Source organism: Bradyrhizobium sp. 22 (assembly GCF_000482425.1).
GTDB lineage: Bacteria > Pseudomonadota > Alphaproteobacteria > Rhizobiales > Xanthobacteraceae > Bradyrhizobium > Bradyrhizobium japonicum_B.
The window spans coordinates 284806-302082 of the sequence record NZ_KI519399.1 but is presented as its reverse complement, the minus strand read 5'-3'; the positions used below and the strand labels follow the sequence as shown (position 1 = coordinate 302082).

14 protein-coding genes, 1 tRNA gene and 1 riboswitch are annotated in these 17277 nt (G+C 65.3%); of the genes, 6 read left to right on the top strand and 9 right to left on the bottom strand.

The features are described 5' to 3' along the window. Nucleotides 1–27: 27 nt before the first annotated feature. Both K410_RS0102710 and trxA read right to left on the bottom strand, forming a co-directional pair. Nucleotides 28–705, bottom strand: coding sequence for an LON peptidase substrate-binding domain-containing protein (locus K410_RS0102710; RefSeq protein WP_028133413.1), 678 nt, complete (start codon nt 703–705; stop codon nt 28–30). Nucleotides 706–826: 121 nt separating this feature from the next. Next, nucleotides 827–1750, bottom strand: a complete 924-nt coding sequence (trxA, locus tag K410_RS0102705; RefSeq protein WP_028133412.1) for a thioredoxin — start codon at nt 1748–1750, stop codon at nt 827–829. 275 nt (nt 1751–2025) lie between these two features. On the opposite strand from trxA, the gene K410_RS0102700 reads away from it, so the two are divergent. The 4 genes from K410_RS0102700 (at nt 2026) to K410_RS0102685 (ending at nt 5599) form a co-directional block, all read left to right on the top strand. Further along, nucleotides 2026–2100 (top strand) — tRNA-Gly (locus K410_RS0102700). A 76-nt stretch (nt 2101–2176) separates the two neighbouring features. Continuing rightward, nucleotides 2177–3163 carry an NAD-dependent epimerase/dehydratase family protein gene (locus K410_RS0102695; RefSeq protein ID WP_028133411.1) on the top strand — a complete coding sequence of 329 codons (987 nt, stop codon included), beginning with the start codon at nt 2177–2179 and terminating at the stop codon, nt 3161–3163. A 377-nt stretch (nt 3164–3540) separates the two neighbouring features. Next, nucleotides 3541–4821 carry a PQQ-dependent sugar dehydrogenase gene (locus K410_RS0102690; RefSeq protein WP_028133410.1) on the top strand — a complete coding sequence of 427 codons (1281 nt, stop codon included), beginning with the start codon at nt 3541–3543 and terminating at the stop codon, nt 4819–4821. A gap of 184 nt (nt 4822–5005) precedes the next feature. Then, entirely contained in the window at nt 5006–5599 is a 594-nt protein-coding gene (locus K410_RS0102685) for a c-type cytochrome (protein WP_028133409.1), read from the top strand. 78 nt (nt 5600–5677) lie between these two features. Here the strand turns inward: K410_RS0102685 and panE are convergent, their stop codons facing one another. The 4 genes from panE to K410_RS0102665 all read right to left on the bottom strand — a co-directional run bounded on the left by panE (nt 5678) and on the right by K410_RS0102665 (nt 9447). After that, nucleotides 5678–6601: a 2-dehydropantoate 2-reductase gene (gene panE / locus K410_RS0102680; RefSeq protein ID WP_028133408.1), complete on the bottom strand. Its 924-nt coding sequence runs from the start codon at nt 6599–6601 to the stop codon at nt 5678–5680. Between the two features lie 105 nt (nt 6602–6706). Further along, on the bottom strand, nt 6707–7321 hold the full coding sequence (locus K410_RS0102675; protein WP_028133407.1) for a 2-hydroxychromene-2-carboxylate isomerase: 615 nt from the start codon (nt 7319–7321) through the stop codon (nt 6707–6709). A 90-nt stretch (nt 7322–7411) separates the two neighbouring features. Continuing rightward, on the bottom strand, nt 7412–8761 hold the full coding sequence (locus K410_RS0102670; RefSeq protein WP_028133406.1) for an MATE family efflux transporter: 1350 nt from the start codon (nt 8759–8761) through the stop codon (nt 7412–7414). 89 nt (nt 8762–8850) lie between these two features. After that, nucleotides 8851–9447, bottom strand: coding sequence for a DUF2239 family protein (locus tag K410_RS0102665; protein ID WP_028133405.1), 597 nt, complete (start codon nt 9445–9447; stop codon nt 8851–8853). A gap of 166 nt (nt 9448–9613) precedes the next feature. On the opposite strand from K410_RS0102665, the gene K410_RS0102660 reads away from it, so the two are divergent. Then, nucleotides 9614–10279, top strand: a complete 666-nt coding sequence (locus K410_RS0102660; RefSeq protein ID WP_028133404.1) for a glutathione S-transferase family protein — start codon at nt 9614–9616, stop codon at nt 10277–10279. A 9-nt stretch (nt 10280–10288) separates the two neighbouring features. Here the strand turns inward: K410_RS0102660 and ggt are convergent, their stop codons facing one another. Then, entirely contained in the window at nt 10289–12037 is a 1749-nt protein-coding gene (gene ggt, locus K410_RS0102655) for a gamma-glutamyltransferase (protein WP_196235982.1), read from the bottom strand. Nucleotides 12038–12140: 103 nt separating this feature from the next. Between ggt and K410_RS0102650 the strand changes: the two genes are divergently transcribed. After that, nucleotides 12141–13526, top strand: coding sequence for an MFS transporter (locus tag K410_RS0102650; protein ID WP_028133402.1), 1386 nt, complete (start codon nt 12141–12143; stop codon nt 13524–13526). A gap of 142 nt (nt 13527–13668) precedes the next feature. Here K410_RS0102650 and purH read toward each other — a convergent pair whose 3' ends face one another. Then, nucleotides 13669–15261: a bifunctional phosphoribosylaminoimidazolecarboxamide formyltransferase/IMP cyclohydrolase gene (purH, locus tag K410_RS0102645; RefSeq protein WP_028133401.1), complete on the bottom strand. Its 1593-nt coding sequence runs from the start codon at nt 15259–15261 to the stop codon at nt 13669–13671. 25 nt (nt 15262–15286) lie between these two features. Next, nucleotides 15287–15368, bottom strand: a riboswitch (ZMP/ZTP riboswitch). Nucleotides 15369–15425: 57 nt separating this feature from the next. Continuing rightward, entirely contained in the window at nt 15426–17144 is a 1719-nt protein-coding gene (locus K410_RS0102640; RefSeq protein WP_028133400.1) for a heparinase II/III family protein, read from the bottom strand. Nucleotides 17145–17277 lie beyond the last annotated feature (133 nt).

Here is a 17277-nt window from a genome sequence, read left to right as displayed (position 1 = left end):
GATGCGGTCAGGCTGAACGCCGTCCCCTCACTGCAGCGGCGGATCGCCGCTGGTACGCTTCTTGGCGAGATCCATCTCGGTGACGGCGATCAGGATCTCGGCGCGGGTCTTCAGGTCGGGCGCCTCCAGCATGGCCTGCTTCTCGGCGGGGCCATAGGGCGACATCATCGCCAGCGCGTTGACGAGCGCCTCGTTGGGCGCGCTTTCCACGCCCTCCCAGTCGACCTTGAGATTGTTGGCTTTCAGGAAATCCGCCAGCACGGCCAGCAGCGCCTCGCGGTCGACCTCGTCCTCGCCCATGCGCGCGGTGAAGTCGTTGGCGAAGGCGAAGAAGTCCACCTTGCACTGCCGGTAGGCGGTGAGCACGTCGAGTTCCTCGATCACCTTGAAGCGCGAGACGCCGGTGAGCTCGAGGATGTAGCGGCCGTCGCCGGATTCGGCGAGCTGGGTGATGCGGCCGACGCAGCCGACCCGGAACAGCGTCGGCTTGTCGGAATCCTTCGGCGAGTGCGCGACGTCGGGCTGGATCATGCCGATCAGGCGATGGCCGTCGCGGAAGGAATCGTCGACCATCGCAAGGTAGCGCGGCTCGAAGATGTTGAGCGGCATCTGGCCGCGCGGCAGCAGCAGCGCGCCCGGCAGCGGAAACACCGGAATGATCTCCGGGAGGTCGGCGGGGCCGCGATATTCGATATTGATCGGCATCTGCCCGGTCCCCCTCGCCCTTGCTAGCGCATCATCCGGATCCGGAGGACCCCGTCGGCGCGAAGTGTGCAGCGGTTCTCCGAACAGAACATGCTCAAAACAGGGCCTTACGAAAACAGGATCACGAAAACAGGATCGTCGACAAGCGCTTGCGCCCCTCGACGGTTGCATCATCCGTGCCGCCCCACGCCTCGAAGAACTGCACCAGCTGCTTGCGGGCGCCGTCATCGTTCCATTTGCGGTCACGCTTGACGATCTCGAGCAGCTGCGCGGTGGCAGCAGCGCGGTCGCCTTTCGCGTTGAGCGCGGTCGCCAGGTCGAATCGGGCCTGATGATCCAGCGGGTTTGCGGCGACTTTCTGTTCCAGCTCCGCGACCGGTCCGAGCGACTGCGCCTGCTCGGCGAGATCGATTGTGGTCTGCACGGCCTTCACCGCGGGGTCGTTGCGCTTGGATTCCGGCACCATGGCCAGCGTCTGCTTGGCCTGCTCCATCGCGCCGGAGACGGCGTAGCACTTCGCAAGGCCGGCCAGCGCCGCGATATTGGTCGAATCATGCTGGAGCGCTTCGGCATAGATCTGCGCTGCCGCGGCGGCGTCGCCCTCGGCGAGCACCGCCTCGGCCTCCTGCACGATCTCGGCGACGTTGACCTCGCCCGGCGCGACGACGCCCTTGGTCAGCTTTTCGATGAAGGCATTGAGCTGGCTCTCGGGCACCGCGCCCATGAAGCCGTCGGCCGGCTGGCCGTTGACGAAGGCGATCACGGCCGGGATCGACTGGATGCCCATCTGGCCGGGGATCGCCGGGTGCTGGTCGATGTTCATCTTGACCAGCTTGACCTTGCCCTTGGCCGCCCTGACCGCCTTTTCCAGCACGGGGGTGAGCTGCTTGCAGGGGCCGCACCATTCCGCCCAGAAATCGATCAGCACCGGCTGGCGCTTCGATTCCTCGATGACGTCCTTCACGAAGGTCTGGGTGGTGGTGTCCTTGATCAGATCGGCGGCGGCCGGGTTTGCGGCTCCGTTACCCTGGTCGATGATCGTCACGGGATCCCCTTGTCTGATGTCCGGAATGGCGGCTCTTTAGCACGCCGCCGCTTCCTCTGCTGCGCTGTCGGCTCCTAGATTGGGCCGAATGGGCCGAATTTCAATCCATCGCGGCCGATTCGGCGGTTCCGGAGCGTTTTCGGGCTGTTTGGCCGCATCAGGGGTCGATATTGGCCCCCGGATTGCGCATCTAGGCCGCCGGTAGCTGTTGCATTCCCCTCCCGCTTTTGGCATACGACAGCCGTTGCCGGCGCGTCACGCGACCGACACAGGATGCGGGTGTAGCTCAGTGGTAGAGCACGACCTTGCCAAGGTCGGGGTCGAGGGTTCGAGCCCCTTCGCCCGCTCCAATTTTCTCCAAAGCATCCAGCTGATCCGGACGGAAACGTGGTTCGCCACGCCGCCGGCGACTGCCTTGGGTTTGCAATGACGATCCTGGTTACCGGCAGTGCCGGCCATCTCGGTGAAGCCGTTATCCGCACCCTGCGTGGGCGCGGGTCGCCCGTGCGCGGGATCGATCTGAAGCCTTCGCCCTTCACTGACGCGGTCGGATCGATCGTCGATCCCGGATTCGTGCGGCGCCAGATGGACGGCGTCGCGGCGGTGATCCATACGGCGACGCTGCACAAGCCGCATGTGGCGACCCACAGCAAGCAGGACTTTGTCGACACCAACGTATCGGGCACGCTCAATCTGCTCGAGGCGGCCGCGGCGGCCGGCGTGAAGAGTTTCGTCTTCACCAGCACCACCAGCGCGTTCGGCTCGCAGCTTCGGCCGGCGGCGGGACAGGCGGCGGTGTGGGTCAACGAGGACCTGCCGTCCGTTCCGAAAAATATCTACGGCACCACCAAGCTGATGGCGGAGACGCTCTGCGAGCTGTTCTTCCGCGAGCGCGCCCTGCCGGTCGTGGTGTTGCGGACCTCGCGCTTCTTTCCGGAGGACGACGACGATCCCGCAATGCGGTCGGCTTACGCACTGGACAACGCGCAGGCCAACGAGCTGCTCTATCGCCGGCTGGACATCGTCGACGCGGTCAGCGCCCATCTGCTCGCCGTCGAGCGTGCGCCCAACGTCGGTTTCACCCGCTACATCATTTCGGCGACCAGCCCGTTCGAGCAGCCTCATCTCGCGGCGCTGGCGCGCGATGCCGCGGGTGTCGTGCGCGAGCTCTATCCGGATTGCGCCGAGCTCTATGCGGCGCGCGGCTGGAGCCTGTTTCCCGAGATCGACCGCGTCTATGTCAACGAACGCGCGCGGCGCGAGCTGGGCTGGCGGCCCGAATTCGACTTCGCGCATGTGCTGCGCAGCCTGCGCGCGGGCCGCGATTTTCGCAGTGCGCTGGCGCGCGAGATCGGGGCCAAGGGCTATCACGACACGGCGTTCGACGATGGACCGTATCCCGTCGCCGGTTGAGCGCCGCGATCGATGTTTTGCTCGATGAGTCAAGTGCCTGCCGGGTCTCCCCTGAGCGGCGCGACTTGCGCCGTTCTACTGTGCATGGGGTTGTTTTCGCATTTTTTGTAGCGCCCCTCGCCTGGGCCGCGAACGAGGCGCGCGCCGTCTTGATTCCGCATCGCAGCGACAGCGCCCCCACCTCGCGCTTGGCCTCGTTGACATTCCGTCTCAATTTTTGCGCGGCGCAACCGCGGTGAATGCGCCGCGCTTCTCAGCGCTCGCAGATGTGCTAACCTTTTTGCGTCTGTCGTTCCGACCGACCCAAAACTTCGCCTCTCGACTAGCAAAAGAAAATAAATGCGCAGCCCTGACGGCTGCCTTAGGGGAGTGACGCGATGAGTTTCCACCGATCCGTCTTTCAATTCGTTTTGGCGCTTGCAGCGGCTGCTCTTCTTGCGGGGACCAGCGCCGGCTATGCGCAGCAGCAGGACAAGAACCGGGCGCTGAAGAAATACGAATCCGGCACCAAGGAGTTCTGGACCCGTCCGCCGGATGACTGGTTCCTGGGCGATGAGACCGAGGCGCAGAAGGGCCTCGCGCCGCCCTCGGGGCCGCCGACCGGCGCCTCCGACGCCGAGCTCGCCAACATCGTCAAGAAGATCAAGCTGCCGCAGGGCTTCAAGATCGAGGTCTACGCCTCGGGCGTGCTGGCGGCGCGGCAGATGGCCTGGGGTAACAAGGGCACCCTGTTCGTCGGCTCGTTCGGCCTCGGCAACGTCTATGCCATCAAGGACAATGGCGGGAAGAAGGAGGTCAAGACCATCCTCAAGGGGCTGAACATGCCGACCGGGCTCGCCGTCAAGGACGGCGCGCTCTACGTCATCGCTGTCGACAAGCTGATCCGCTACGACGACATCGAGAACAAGCTCGACAATCCCGGCGACGGCAAGGTCGTCTATGACGACATGCCGTCCTATGCCGCGCACGGCTGGAAGTACATCGCGGTCGACAAGGAAGGCTGGTTCTTCCTGCCGTTCGGGCCGCCCTTCAACATCGGCATCCCGCCGACCAGCGTCTCGCAGATCCGGCGCGTCGATCCCAAGACCGGTAACGCCGAAATCTGGGCGCTCGGCGTGCGCAACTCGGTCGGCGGCGACGTCGATCCGCGCACCGGCAAGCTCTGGTTCACCGAGAATGCCCGCGACTGGATCAGCGATGACCTGCCCTCGGACAAGCTGAACATGATCAACCGGATCGGCGAGCATTTCGGCTATCCCTATTGCCACCAGGGCAATCTGCCGGACGACAAGTTCGCGATGGGCCACAAGTGCTCCGAGTTCACGCCGCCCGTGCTGAATCTCGGCGCCCATGTCGCCCCGCTCGGCATGAAGTTCTATACCGGCGACCAATTCCCCGCCGAGTACAAGAACAACATCCTGATCGCCGAGCACGGCTCCTGGAATCGGCACAAGTACCAGGGCGCGCGAATCGTGCGCGTGATCGTCGGGCCCGATGGCAAGAACCCGAAGCGGGAGATCTTCGCCTCCGGTTGGCTCGAGGGCGACCAGGGCTATCTCGGCCGACCCAACGACATCATCCTCGCCAAGGACGGCTCGATCCTCGTCGCCGACGACTGGGCCGGCGCGATCTATCGCATCAGCTACAGCAAGAAGTAGCGCGCATACGACACGAGGCTGCGGTGCCGGAAGGGCCGCAGCCTCGTTTGCTTCAAGCTCATGCCGTCGTTCCGGACTACGCGCCAGCGCAAGTCCGGAACCCATGGCCCCGAGCCGTGGTTATGGACCCAGGGCGCTCCGCACGCCCCGGAAGCGACGCACTTGATCAGATCGGAATTCCCTCATGCGCCGGCCATTCATCTCGCACGCAATCAGCGCGATCGCGCTCCTGGCGCTCGGAGCCGTGCCGGCGGGTGCTGCCGATAATTCCGCGATCAAGGAAAAGGCCTCCGCCTGCGCCGGCTGTCACGGCGAGAACGGCATTTCGCAGACCGAGAACGTCCCCTCGCTCGCCGCGCAGCCCGATCAGTTCATCCAGTGGCAGCTGGTGTTCTTCCGCGCCGGCGCGCGCAAGAACGAGCAGATGAAACCGATCGCGGAGGAGATCACCAACGAAGACATCCGGAGTTTCGGCGCCTATTTCTCGCAATTGGCGCCGCCGAAGGGCCCGGAGGACAAGGATCCGGAGCTGTCGCAAAAGGGCGCGCAGGTTGCCGCGGGCCGCCGCTGCGCCTCGTGCCACACGGACAGCTATGCCGGCACCAAGGCCGTGGCGCGGCTCGCGGGCCAGCGCGAGGAATATCTGATCAAGGCGCTGCACGACTACAAGGCCGGCCAGCGCATCGGCAACGGCGTCGCTGCGATGGTCGATGTCGCCTATCGCATGAGCGACGAGGAGATCACCGCCGTCTCGCACTATCTCGCGCATTTGAAGTAGCGCGGGATGCAAACGCGGCTCGTCATGCCGGGGCGCGCAAAGCGCGAACCCGGGACGACACCGAGTGTGTAGCTGCAGTTATCCCAGCCGCTGCTTCTCATACGCCTTCAAATGCGTGTAGGCGATGCGGAGCTTGGGCACCGGCACCTTGGCGGCGTCGGCGCGCGCGATGAGGTCGCCGATGACGTGATCGGCCTCGACCGGCAGGCCGGCCTTGATGTCGCGGAACATCGAGGCCGTCATCGGCGAGCCCTCGGTGGTGAGGTTGCCCTTCACCCGCTCGAAGAACGGCCCGCCCGGCGGATAGCCCGACGCGGTGGCGATCGCGCTGGTCTCATCCAGCATGCCGAGCAGGAAATCCCGGCCGCCGGGCGCTGCGAGGATGTTGCCGACGGAGGTCCGCATCAGGCTGGTGGATGCCGCCAGCGAAGCGAGGAATACCCACTTCTCCCACATGTCCTGCATGATGTTCTGGCTGGCGGCGGCGCCGGTGATGCCGCTCTTGAAGGCTTCGTCGATCGCCTTGACGCGATCGGACAGCTTGCCGTCGCGCTCGCCGTAGCTGAGCGCCTGCATCGGCTGGAGCTGCACCACCTCACGCTGCTCGTTCAAGGTCGCGGCGATGGCGCAGAGGCCGCCGAGCACGCGCTCCTTGCCGAACTTGGCATCGAGGATGTCGAGATGCTTCATGCCGTTCAGCATCGGGATGATCGAGGTGTTCGGCCCGACGGCGGCTGCGAACGACTTGATGGCATCGTCGAGATCGAACGCCTTGCAGCTGAGCAGCACGACGTCGAACTTGTCCTTGAGCGCGTCGGCCTGCACGGTCGGCGGATTCTTCACGGTCACGTCGCCATTCGGGCTCTTGATGACGAGTCCGGCGCTGGCGAGCTCGCCGGCCCGGCGCGGCCGGACCAGGAAGGTGACGTCGCGGCCGGCCTGCAACAGCCTGCCACCAAAATAGCCGCCGATGGCGCCGGCGCCGACCACCAGGATACGCATGCGAGAGCTCCGTTGAACGAGGCGAATGGCGAGTAGGGAATAGCGAATAGGGTGAGAGGCCGCAAATCACGAGTCACAATTTCACGACTCGCTATTCGCCATTCCCTATTCGCCCCGTTCCAGCACCATCTCCTCGACCTCGCGGAGCTGCTCCTTGCCAAAGAACATCTCGTTCCCGACGAAGAAGGTCGGCGAGCCGAACGCGCCGCGCACGACCGCCTCCTCGGTGTTCTTGATCAGCTTGGCCTTCACCTCGGGTTCCTGCGCGCGGGTGAACAGCTTCTGGGCATCGAGGCCGGAGGAGGCCAGCGCCTTCGCCGCGACTTCAGGATCGTCCATCTTCTTCGGCTCGCGCCACATGTGATGGAAGGCGGCCTCGACATAGGCCTCGAACACGCCTTCCGCTTGCGCCGCGATCGCCATGCGCATGAGGTTCAGCGTGTTGACGGGAAAGTGCGGATTCCAGACATAGGGCTGGACCTTGAAGCGCCTGATGAAGCGCTCGGTCTCGACCTGCTGGAATTCACGCTTGTTCTTGATGCCGGCGAGCGTCTCGGCCGGCGACCTGTTGTTGGTCGACTTGAAGATGCCGCCGAGCAGGATCGGGACGTATTCGAACCTGACGCCGATGCGCTGCTCGATCGCGGGGATCGCGAGATGGCTGAGATAGGCGTTCGGGCTGCCGAAATCGAACAGGAACTGCGGGGCAATACGGGTCAACTTTCTTCTCCCTCAGGGCGGCTTTCGCACATTGTGGCGCAGCGCACGCCACAGGTCCACCGTTTAATGATGGTCATAATACTCTGACGATCAGATCAGGCGGCGGATCGCCCGCTTGCGCCACACCAGGAGGTAATAGCCCATCTGCAAAACGAACATGGCGCAGAACACGATCGGATAGGCGGCCCATACGCCGTCGATGCCGATCGTGCGGCTCAGGATGATCGCGGCCGGCAGCTCGATCACGACGATCGCGAAGATCGACAGCAACATCGGCGTGAACGCCACGCCGCCGGCACGCATTGCGCCCGAAAACACGGTCGCCAGGCCGAACGGCACCGAGCTCCACAAGGCGATGTAAAGCAGTTCTTTCGCCAGATCGAGCACGACGCCGTCGGTGATGAAGATGCCAAGCACGGCGCGCGGTGCGAGATAGATCAGGGCCACCAGCCCGCCGGTCAGCACGAGGTTGAACGCAACGCCGGTGCGCACGATGCCGTCGAGGCCCGCCCTGTCACCGCCGCCAATCGCCTGCGCGCCGAGGATCGAAACCGCGATCGAAATCGACATCGCCGTGAACTGCGTGTAGCCCATCACCTGGTTGACGGCGCCGTACGCGGCCGTGGCGTTCGAGCCGAAGCTGTTGACGAGACCAAGCAGCACCAGCTCGGCGATGGCCATGGCCACCATGCCGATGGCGCTTGGCAGACCGATGCCGAGAACGTTTCGCAGCACGGCGCCGTTGAACCGAAGATGACACATCATGACGGCGTCCGGTGCGAGCGCGTGCTTCCTCCGCAGCAGATGGACGGAGAGCGCGATCAGCGTCACCGCGTTGGCGATCGCCGATGCCCACGCCGGACTGGTGATTCCAGCCGCTGGCAATCCCGACGTGCCGCGGATCAGCAATGGCGTTAGAATCAGGCCGACCGCAGTCGACAACGCCAGCGCCAGCAGCGGCGTCAGCGCATCGCCGACGCCGCGCATCATCGCCGTCATCAGCAGGAAGACGAAGCCGAGCGGCATGGTCAGCAGCATGATCCTCGCATAGGCGCTGGCCTGATCGAGAATGTCCGGCGGCGTGGCGAGCGCCATCATCAGTTCACGGCTGAAGAGCCCGCCAATCAGTGCGATCGAGATCGACAGCAGCAGGCCGACTGCGAGTGTCGAGCCCGCGATGACCTTGATCCGTCCGTGCGCGCCTGCGCCAAAGGCTTGGCCGATCAACACCGTGGCGCCGGTGCTCAGTCCCATGACGAAGGCGAACAGGAAGAACATCACGGGGAAGAACACCGAGACTGCCGCCAGCGCGTCGACGCCGATCATCTGGCCGAGATAGACGTTGCTGACGGTGCCGAACAGCGATTGCAGCGCGTTGCTCAGCATCAAGGGCGCGAGGAAGCGGAGGAATGTCGTCCAGAGCGGTTTTGGGGCGGACATGGATCGGCCTTTCGTCAGGGCGTGCGAAACCGTTGCCGCGCAATGCGCGGCTCGGCCGTCGATGGAGGTTGTGAAGAGCGCCGCGCGGTTTACGCGCGGTCGCTGTAGGCGAGCTTGACGATGTGGTCGCGGATGTCGGGCGGCCAGTCGGCGATAGTTGCGGTGAAGCGCCGCCGGTCGTCTGCGAACAGCGCGCGCGAAGCTTCCTCGAACCGCGGCAGATTGCCGGCCATGGTCGACATGAAGTGATAGGCCGCATCGCGCGCCTGCCGCTCGCGGTCCTTGTCGCCGCTCGCGCGCCTCGCCTCGTCGACGAGCTTGCGCAGCGCGACCGAGGCGCCGCCCGGCTGCGCGCCGAGCCACTCCCAGTGCCGCGGCAACAGCGTCACCTCGCGTGCGACGACGCCGAGCTTGGGCCGGCCGCGCCCGCGTGGCTCGCTCGGCGGCGCGCTCTCCTCGACCGGCGGCGGGACGAGCTTGGCCAGCCGTGCCAGCACCTCGCGATCGCCGCCGCGCAGATCGAAGTCGATCGATCGGCCCGTGGCATCCTCGAAGATGATGATGGCCTCGTCCGGCCGCGGCGCCACCCGCTTGACCACAAGCGCGACTTCGCCTGCGGGTCCGGACACCAGGCGACGCGGCCCCTGGAACGCGGTGAAAGTCCGATGCATTGAAATTATTGCCATATTGATGACGTCGGGTCTCATTTAATACCCGGGTAAATTATCAACGTCAATATACCCGGGTGAAAATATTCGCACCCTCGGCTCGACATTGCGCCCCTGGGCTGGCACCAACGGCGCCGCCGCACGACTGCGCCTAGCTACCACGCCTAGCCCTGGGGACCTCACGATGCTGATTGTTCACCACCTCAACAATTCCCGCTCGCAGCGCGTGCTGTGGTTGCTCGAGGAGCTAAGCGTCCCTTACGAGATCGTGCGCTACCAGCGCCAGCCCGACATGCGTGCGCCGAAGGAGCTGCGCGCCATCCACCCGCTCGGCAAGTCGCCCGTCGTCACCGACAACGGCAACACCATCGCCGAGTCGGGTGCGATCATCGAATATATCCTCGCGACCTACGGCAATGGCCGGCTGATTCCGCCGCCTGATACACCGGAGCGGCTGCGCTTCACCTATTGGCTGCATTATGCCGAGGGATCGGCGATGCAGCCGCTGCTGCTGAAGCTGCTGTTCACGCTGATGCCGAAGCGCGCGCCGGCGCTGCTTCGTCCGCTGGTGCGCAAGGTCTCGAACCAGGCGCTGACCACGCTGGTCAATCCGCAGCTCAAGCAGCACATGGACTATTGGGAAGGTGAGCTTGCGAAGAGCGAATGGTTTGCCGGCAACGAATTCACCGCAGCCGACATCCAGATGAGCTTTCCGCTCGAAGCGGCGCAAGCGCGCGGCGGGCTCGAGCAGGGCCATCCCAAGGCAATGGCATTCCTCGAGCGCATCCACGCGCGCCCGGCCTATGCGCGTGCGCTGGAGAAGGGCGGGCCGTACGAGGTGGGGCGGTAAGCGAAGCGGTTACTGGCCGGCCGCTTCTGCGCCCCGTGTGCGGGGATCCGGTGCGCCGAGCGGTCCGTTCGGCGACACCAGAATCGAATTGGCCGACGTCTGTCCCATCGGCTCGACGATCGCGTGGCCTCTCGCCTTCAGTTCGAGCAGCACATCCTCGGCAAACCCGCGCTCGATCCGCACTTCGTCGGGCAACCATTGATGATGCAGCCGAGGCGCTGCGACGGCGGCCGCGACATCCATCTTGTAGTCCAGGACGTTCACGATCACCTGCAGCACGCTGGAAATGATGCGGCTGCCGCCGGGCGAGCCCGTCACCAGCACCGGCTTGCCGTTCCTGAGCACGATGGTCGGCGACATCGACGAGAGCGGACGTTTGCCAGGTCCGGGCAGATTGGCCTCGAAGCCGACGAGGCCGTAGGCATTGGAAGCGCCGACCGCGGCGGTGAAATCGTCGAGCTCGTTGTTGAGCAGCACGCCGGTGCCGTCGGCAACGAGGCCGACGCCGTAGCTGAAGTTCAGCGTGTAGGTGTTGCTGACCGCGTTGCCGCGGGAATCCACCACGGAGAAATGCGTGGTGTTGCTGCCCTCACGCGGCGAGGGGGCCGCAGAGGCGAGCTCTTTCGACGGCGTGGCGCGATCGGCCGTGATGCCGGAACGCAGCTTGGCGGCGTAGTCCTTCGCGGTGAGCGTCTCGATCGGTGCGTTGACGAAGGCGGGATCGCCGAGATAGCGCGCGCGGTCCGCATAGGCCCGCTTCATGGCCTCGACCAGGAGATGCAGGGATGCCGGCGATCCCTGCTTCAAATCGCCAAGCTGAAAGCCCTCGAGGATGTTGAGCGTCTCCACCAAGACGATGCCTCCGGACGAAGGCAGCGGCATCGACACGATGTCGTAGCCGCGATAGGTGCCGCGCACCGGCGCGCGGATCACGGCCTGATAGGCTTTCAAATCGGCCGGCGTCATGATGCCGCCGGCATCAGCCACGGCTTTGGCGAGCTTTTCCGCGACCGGTCCCTCATAGAAGCCGCGCGGTCCCTGTGCCGCGACGGCCGACAGCGTTTCGGCAAGGTCGCCCTGCATCAACCTGTCGCCCTCGCGAAGCGGCGTGCCGTCGGCCCGCGAGAAGATTTTTGCGGTCGAAGGCCAGCGTGCCAGCCGCCGGTGCCAGCCCGGCAGCGTATCGGCGATGTCGTCGCTGACGACGAAACCATCGCGGGCGAGCGCGATCGCAGGCTCGAGCAATTGCGCTAGCGTGAACCGGCCCGAGCCGTATTTCTCGAGTGCCAGATTGAGTCCCGCGACCGTGCCGGGCACGCCGACGCCAAGGGCGGAATCCCGTGACTTCGCCGGATCGGGCTTGCCGTCGGCGCCGAGGAAGATCTGCGGATTGGTCGCAGCCGGTGCCGTCTCGCGGTAGTCGATCGTGATGTCTTCGTTGCGGTCGGCGGAATGGATCACCATGAAGCCGCCGCCGCCGATATTGCCGGCGCGCGGATAGGTCACGGCCATCGCAAAGCCGGTCGCGACGGCTGCATCGACCGCATTGCCGCCGCGCCGCAGGATCTCGGCGCCGACTTGCGCGGATATCTTCTCCTGCGCGACCACCATGCCGTGTTCGGCGGCAATGGCGCGCACCGTGCCGGGCGCGGCTGGAACATAGGTCTGTCGCGCATCCTGGGCAGTCGCGGCGGCGAGACCGAACGCCAGAGCGGCTATGACGGCGAAAAACGTTCGCCGTGTCGAATGTGACGACATTATCAAACTTCCGCCGGGACTTCGGACCAGTTCACACGCCTCGCCGCAATGCTATACGGTTTGGCTCAAGAGAGGCAAAACTGTTCGTGATGAGGCCTGCGTGATGACGACGATCGCCCCGGATGCGCGCATGGCCGATGCGCCGCGGACTTATCCGCCACGCGCCGCCGTCGTCAGCTGGATCTTCTTCGATTGGGCCGCGCAGCCCTATTTCACGTTGATCACGACCTTCGTGTTCGCACCGTATTTCGCCACCAGCGTTGCGCCGAATCCCGCCACCGGCCAATCGCTATGGGCGTTTGCGATGGCTTCGGCGGGCCTTGTAATCGCGCTATTGTCGCCGGTGCTGGGAGCCATCGCCGACGCTGCGGGCCGCAGGAAACCATGGATCGCCGGATTCGGCACGGTGCTGGTGCTGGCATCGTGCACGCTGTGGATCGGCAGGCCCGGCGATGTCGCCGTCATTCCGTTGCTGCTCACCGCGGTTGCGCTCGCCAGCGTCGGTGCCGAGTTCGCCACCGTCTTCAACAATGCGATGATGCCGACCCTGGTGCCGCCGGAGCGGATCGGCCGGCTCTCCGGCACCGGCTGGGCGACCGGCTATGTCGGCGGCATCGTCAGCCTGATCATCGTACTCGGCCTGCTCGTCGCCAATCCCGAGACCGGCCGCACGTTGCTCGGCCTCACGCCATTGTTCGGGCTCGATCCCGTGACGCATCAGGGCGATCGCGCCGCCGGGCCGCTGACCGGGCTGTGGTTCATCATCTTCGTGACGCCGATGTTCCTGTTCACGCCGGACTATCCGGCCAAGCGTCCGCTGCACGAGGCACTGCGCGAGGGCCTGTCGGAGCTCAGGCAATCGATCAAGCATCTGCCGAGGCAGAAATCGCTCGCGGCGTTCCTGCTCGCTAATATGATCTACACCGACGGTCTGGTGTCGCTGTTCGCCTTCGGCGGCATCTATGCCGCGGGCACTTTCGGCTGGCACACGATCCAGATCGGCACGTTCGGCATCATGCTCGCGATCGCCGGGGCATTCGGCGCATGGTTCGGCGGCAAGCTGGATGATCGTCTGGGGCCGAAGCGCGTCATTGCCGGCAGCCTGCTGCTTCTCTTGCTGTCCGTGGCGGCGATCCTGCTGGTCGACAAGGACAGCGTGTTGTTCGTCAAGGTCGCGCCGCCGCAAGCGGGCGCGGGTTTGTTCTCGAGCGCGGCCGAGCGCGCCTATCTCGTGCTGGGCTGCCTGATCGGCGCGGCCGGCGGTCCGCTCCAGGCCGCCTCCCGCACGCTGCTGATCCACCTCGCACCGAAAGACCGCATCGCGCAGTATTTTGGCCTGTTCGCACTGACCGGGAAGGTGACGTCCTTCATCGGACCGCTCCTGATCGGCATGATCACGGCGGTGACCGCGAGCCAGAAGGCCGGCATGGCCGTGCTGGTGGTGTTCTTCGTCGCAGGTCTGGGATTGTTGATGCGGGTGCGGGATTAGTCGCACGACGCGCTCTACTTTCGTCATTGCGAGGAGCGAAGCGACGAAGCAATCCAGACTGCATCTGCGGAAAGATTCTGGATTGCTTCGCTACGTTCGCAATGACGGCCCTGATGGGATCGTCGACGTTCTTGCTAGCGGCTCAATGCCTGAAGTGCCGCGTGCCTGTGAACACCATGGCAATGCCGTGCTCGTCCGCGGCCTTGATCACCTCGTCGTCGCGCATCGAGCCGCCGGGCTGCACCACGGCGGTGGCGCCAGCCTCGATGCAGGCGAGCATGCCGTCGGCGAACGGGAAGAACGCATCCGACGCCACCACCGAGCCCTTGGTGAGCGGCTCGGCGAGCTTCAGCTCAGCTGCGGCATCCTGCGCTTTGCGCGCGGCGATACGGGCTGAATCCACCCGGCTCATCTGCCCCGCGCCGATGCCGACGGTGGCGAGGTCCCTCGCGTAGATGATGGTGTTGGACTTGACGTGCTTGGCGACGCGGAACGCGAACTTGAGGTCGCGCATCTCGGCCTCGGTAGGTGCCCGCTTGGTCACGACCTTGAAGGTCATGTCATCGACCACGGCATTGTCGCGGCTCTGCACGAGGAGGCCGCCGGCCACCGTCTTGGCGGTGAGGCCCTGCGCACGGGGGTCGGGCAGGCTGCCGGCGAGCAGCAGGCGCAGGTTCTTCTTGCCGCCGATGATGGCGATCGCTTCCTCGGTCGCATCCGGCGCGATGATGACCTCGGTGAAGATCTTGGTGATCTCGCGCGCGGTGTCGGCGTCGAGCGGACGGTTCATCGCGATGATGCCGCCGAACGCGGACGTGGAATCGCAGGCCAGCGCCCTGCGATAAGCCTCGACGAGGTTCGATCCTTCGGCGACGCCGCAGGGGTTGGCGTGCTTGACGATGACGCAGGCCGCGGTGCGCTTGGCGTCGAACTCGCCGATGCATTCATAGGCCGCATCGGTGTCGTTGATGTTGTTGTAGGAGAGCTCCTTGCCCTGGAGCTGCCGCGCGGTCGAGACGCCCGGGCGCTTGTCCGGCGTCGCATAGAACGCCGCGGTCTGGTGCGGGTTCTCGCCATAGCGCAACGACTGGATCAACCTGCCGCCGAAGGCGCGGAAGTCGGGTGCGTCGATCTCGAGCTGCCGGTTGAACCAGTTCGAGATCGCGGCGTCATAGGCCGCGGTGCGTGCATAGGCCTTTGCCGCAAGCCGCCGGCGCAGCTTCAGCGTGGTCGCGCCGTTGTTGGCGGCGAGCTCGTCGAGTACGGCCTGATAGTCCTGAGCCTCGACCACGACGGTGACGTCGTCATGGTTCTTAGCGGCGGCGCGGATCATGGCGGGGCCGCCGATGTCGATGTTCTCGATGCAATCCTCGAAGCCCGCACCTTTGTCGACAGTCGCTTCGAACGGATAGAGGTTGACGACGAGCAGGTCGATCGGCGCGATGCCGTGGGCCTTCATCGCCTCCGCATGCTCCTTGTTGTCGCGGATCGCGAGCAGGCCGCCATGCACCTTCGGATGCAGCGTCTTGACGCGGCCGTCCATCATCTCGGGGAAGCCAGTCAGGTCGGAGACGTCCTTCACCTTGAGACCGGCCGCGGCGATCGCTTTCGCGGTGCCGCCGGTCGAGACCAGCTCGACATCATGCGCGGCCAGCGCCTTGGCGAACTCGATCAGGCCGGTCTTATCGGAGACGGAGAGAAGGGCGCGGGTGACGCGGCGGGGATGGTCAGTCATGAGCAAGATCCTCTGTCTTAAGGAGTGTCTATGCCCAGGCGCGCGGCGGCTACGGCCCGCGCTTCCCGATGGTGCTCCATCCAAGGTCGCCAGTCGCGCGAGCGAGGGCTCGATAGCAGTTTTCGGCCGTTTTCACAACGACCGGATCTGACGGAATCGCACGTTTACAGCGGTAGTTCCGGCTCTCGCCGCGCATTTCTCCGGGCGTTGGTCACCGCCGGCGAGGCGGTGGAACGCACAAAGCTCCAGCGGATCGAGGGCGCCTGCCGGGCATCCTGCCGGATCACGATCTGGGCGGTGCGGCGGGGGCCGTCGTTGCCGGCCAGGAACACGCTATCCTCGAGATCGACCTTGTCGTCGAGCGCCTCGAAGGTCCAGACGTCGCGGTTCGGCAGCACCAGCATGACGCCGCGGGCGTCCGACAGCCGGCTGGCCTTCACCGCCGGATGCAGATGGAAGCGCAGCGCGAAATCGGCATCCGCGCCCTTGAAGCGTCCGCCCTGCGGCGGCGACAGCGTGTCCTCGCCATCAATGCGCGCGCCGTCATTGGCGATCATCAGCACACGGCGGTGGATCGCGCCGAATTTGGCGAGGTAACCGTCATGCGACGTCGTCAGCAGCGTGCCGTTCTGCACGATCTCGCGATAGCTCTCGACCTCGACGGGTCCGCTGGTGACGGGTGAGCCGTGCAGCAGCCGCTTCATCGCCGACATCTCGACGAACTGACAGGACGAGGTGTCGTGGTAGGTCAGGGTGGAATGGGCCGCGGTGCCGCGTGCGAACGGTCGCCAATTGTCGCGCCCCGTGGTCGGCATGCCGCAATTGGTGACGATGCGGCTGATGCCGGAGGACAGCTCGAACGACAGGCAGCCGGCATGGGCGTCGTGACTGACGCTGGCCGGCGGCGGCGGGCCGGTGTCGATGATCACAGTGGTCTGGCCGGCATCGAGGCGCTGAAAGCCGGTATGCGGCATGTTGGCCATCGGCGCCCCGTGGGTGTCGTCATAGGCGAGCAGCGTGGCCAGCAGGTCCGAAGATGTCGCGCTCATGCCGTTGAACAGCGCGAAATTGCCGTCGCCGTGCCGGAAGAAGCGCAGCATTGGCATCATGCGGTCGATCGCGTTGAGCAGCGCCGGCGGCGGCGCGATGTTGCGCGCGGCAAAGGTCTGCCGCAAGGGCAAGAGGTCGATCAGGAGCTCGATCAGCGCGCCCGGGTTGCGGGAGATGTGTCCGCCATCGGGCAGGATCTGCCGCTGCAACTCGTCCGACAGCTTCTTCGATGCGTTGCGGATGTGACGCGTCTGGTTGGCAAGGCACAGCGCCGCATAACACAGCGCGATCAGCACCTGGAGCTTCGGCACTCCGTCCGGAATGTCGACCATAGTGTAGCGCAGGAACCGGATCTCGCGGGCGAGGGCGCGCAAGTAACGGCGGTAGAATTTGTTATCGGTCTCGCTCAGCACCAGCGGCGCCTGCGACAGCAGCGAGATCACGCGCCTCGCCAGCACGTCGGCGCGGCGCGCGACCGGGCGGCGCTTGTTGGCGGGGTTGGCGATCCAGTCCTCGATCAGAGCGCGCGCATTCGCCCGTGTCAGCGCGGTGTCGGCGGCGCGCAAATGGCGCAGCCAGCCGAAGCCGAGCAGCGCAACCTCCCAGTCCTCCGACGGTGGCTCGAGATCGAAGATCGAGCGGCCGTGGCAATTGACGATCTTGCCGGCGAAGACGAAGCGGCCGGCATAGATCTCGGCGGCGCGGGTCGCATCCGCGGTGCGCAGATCGTGCGGCGCGATGATCAGCCGGTCGGTGCGGCTGGGCCAGACCCGCGACAGCGCAACCGAACCGCCGCTCGCGCGCGCAAGCATGTTCCGCGCGAAGCGGTTCATGACCAGCGTCGAGATATGTCTGCGTTGAGCGACCGACACGCCGTGCCTTGAAGGGGGAGAGAATTAGCGACGAATCCCTATTAATCCCAAAATCGGCCGTCTGACACCACCTTGAACGGCGCGAATCAGCGCC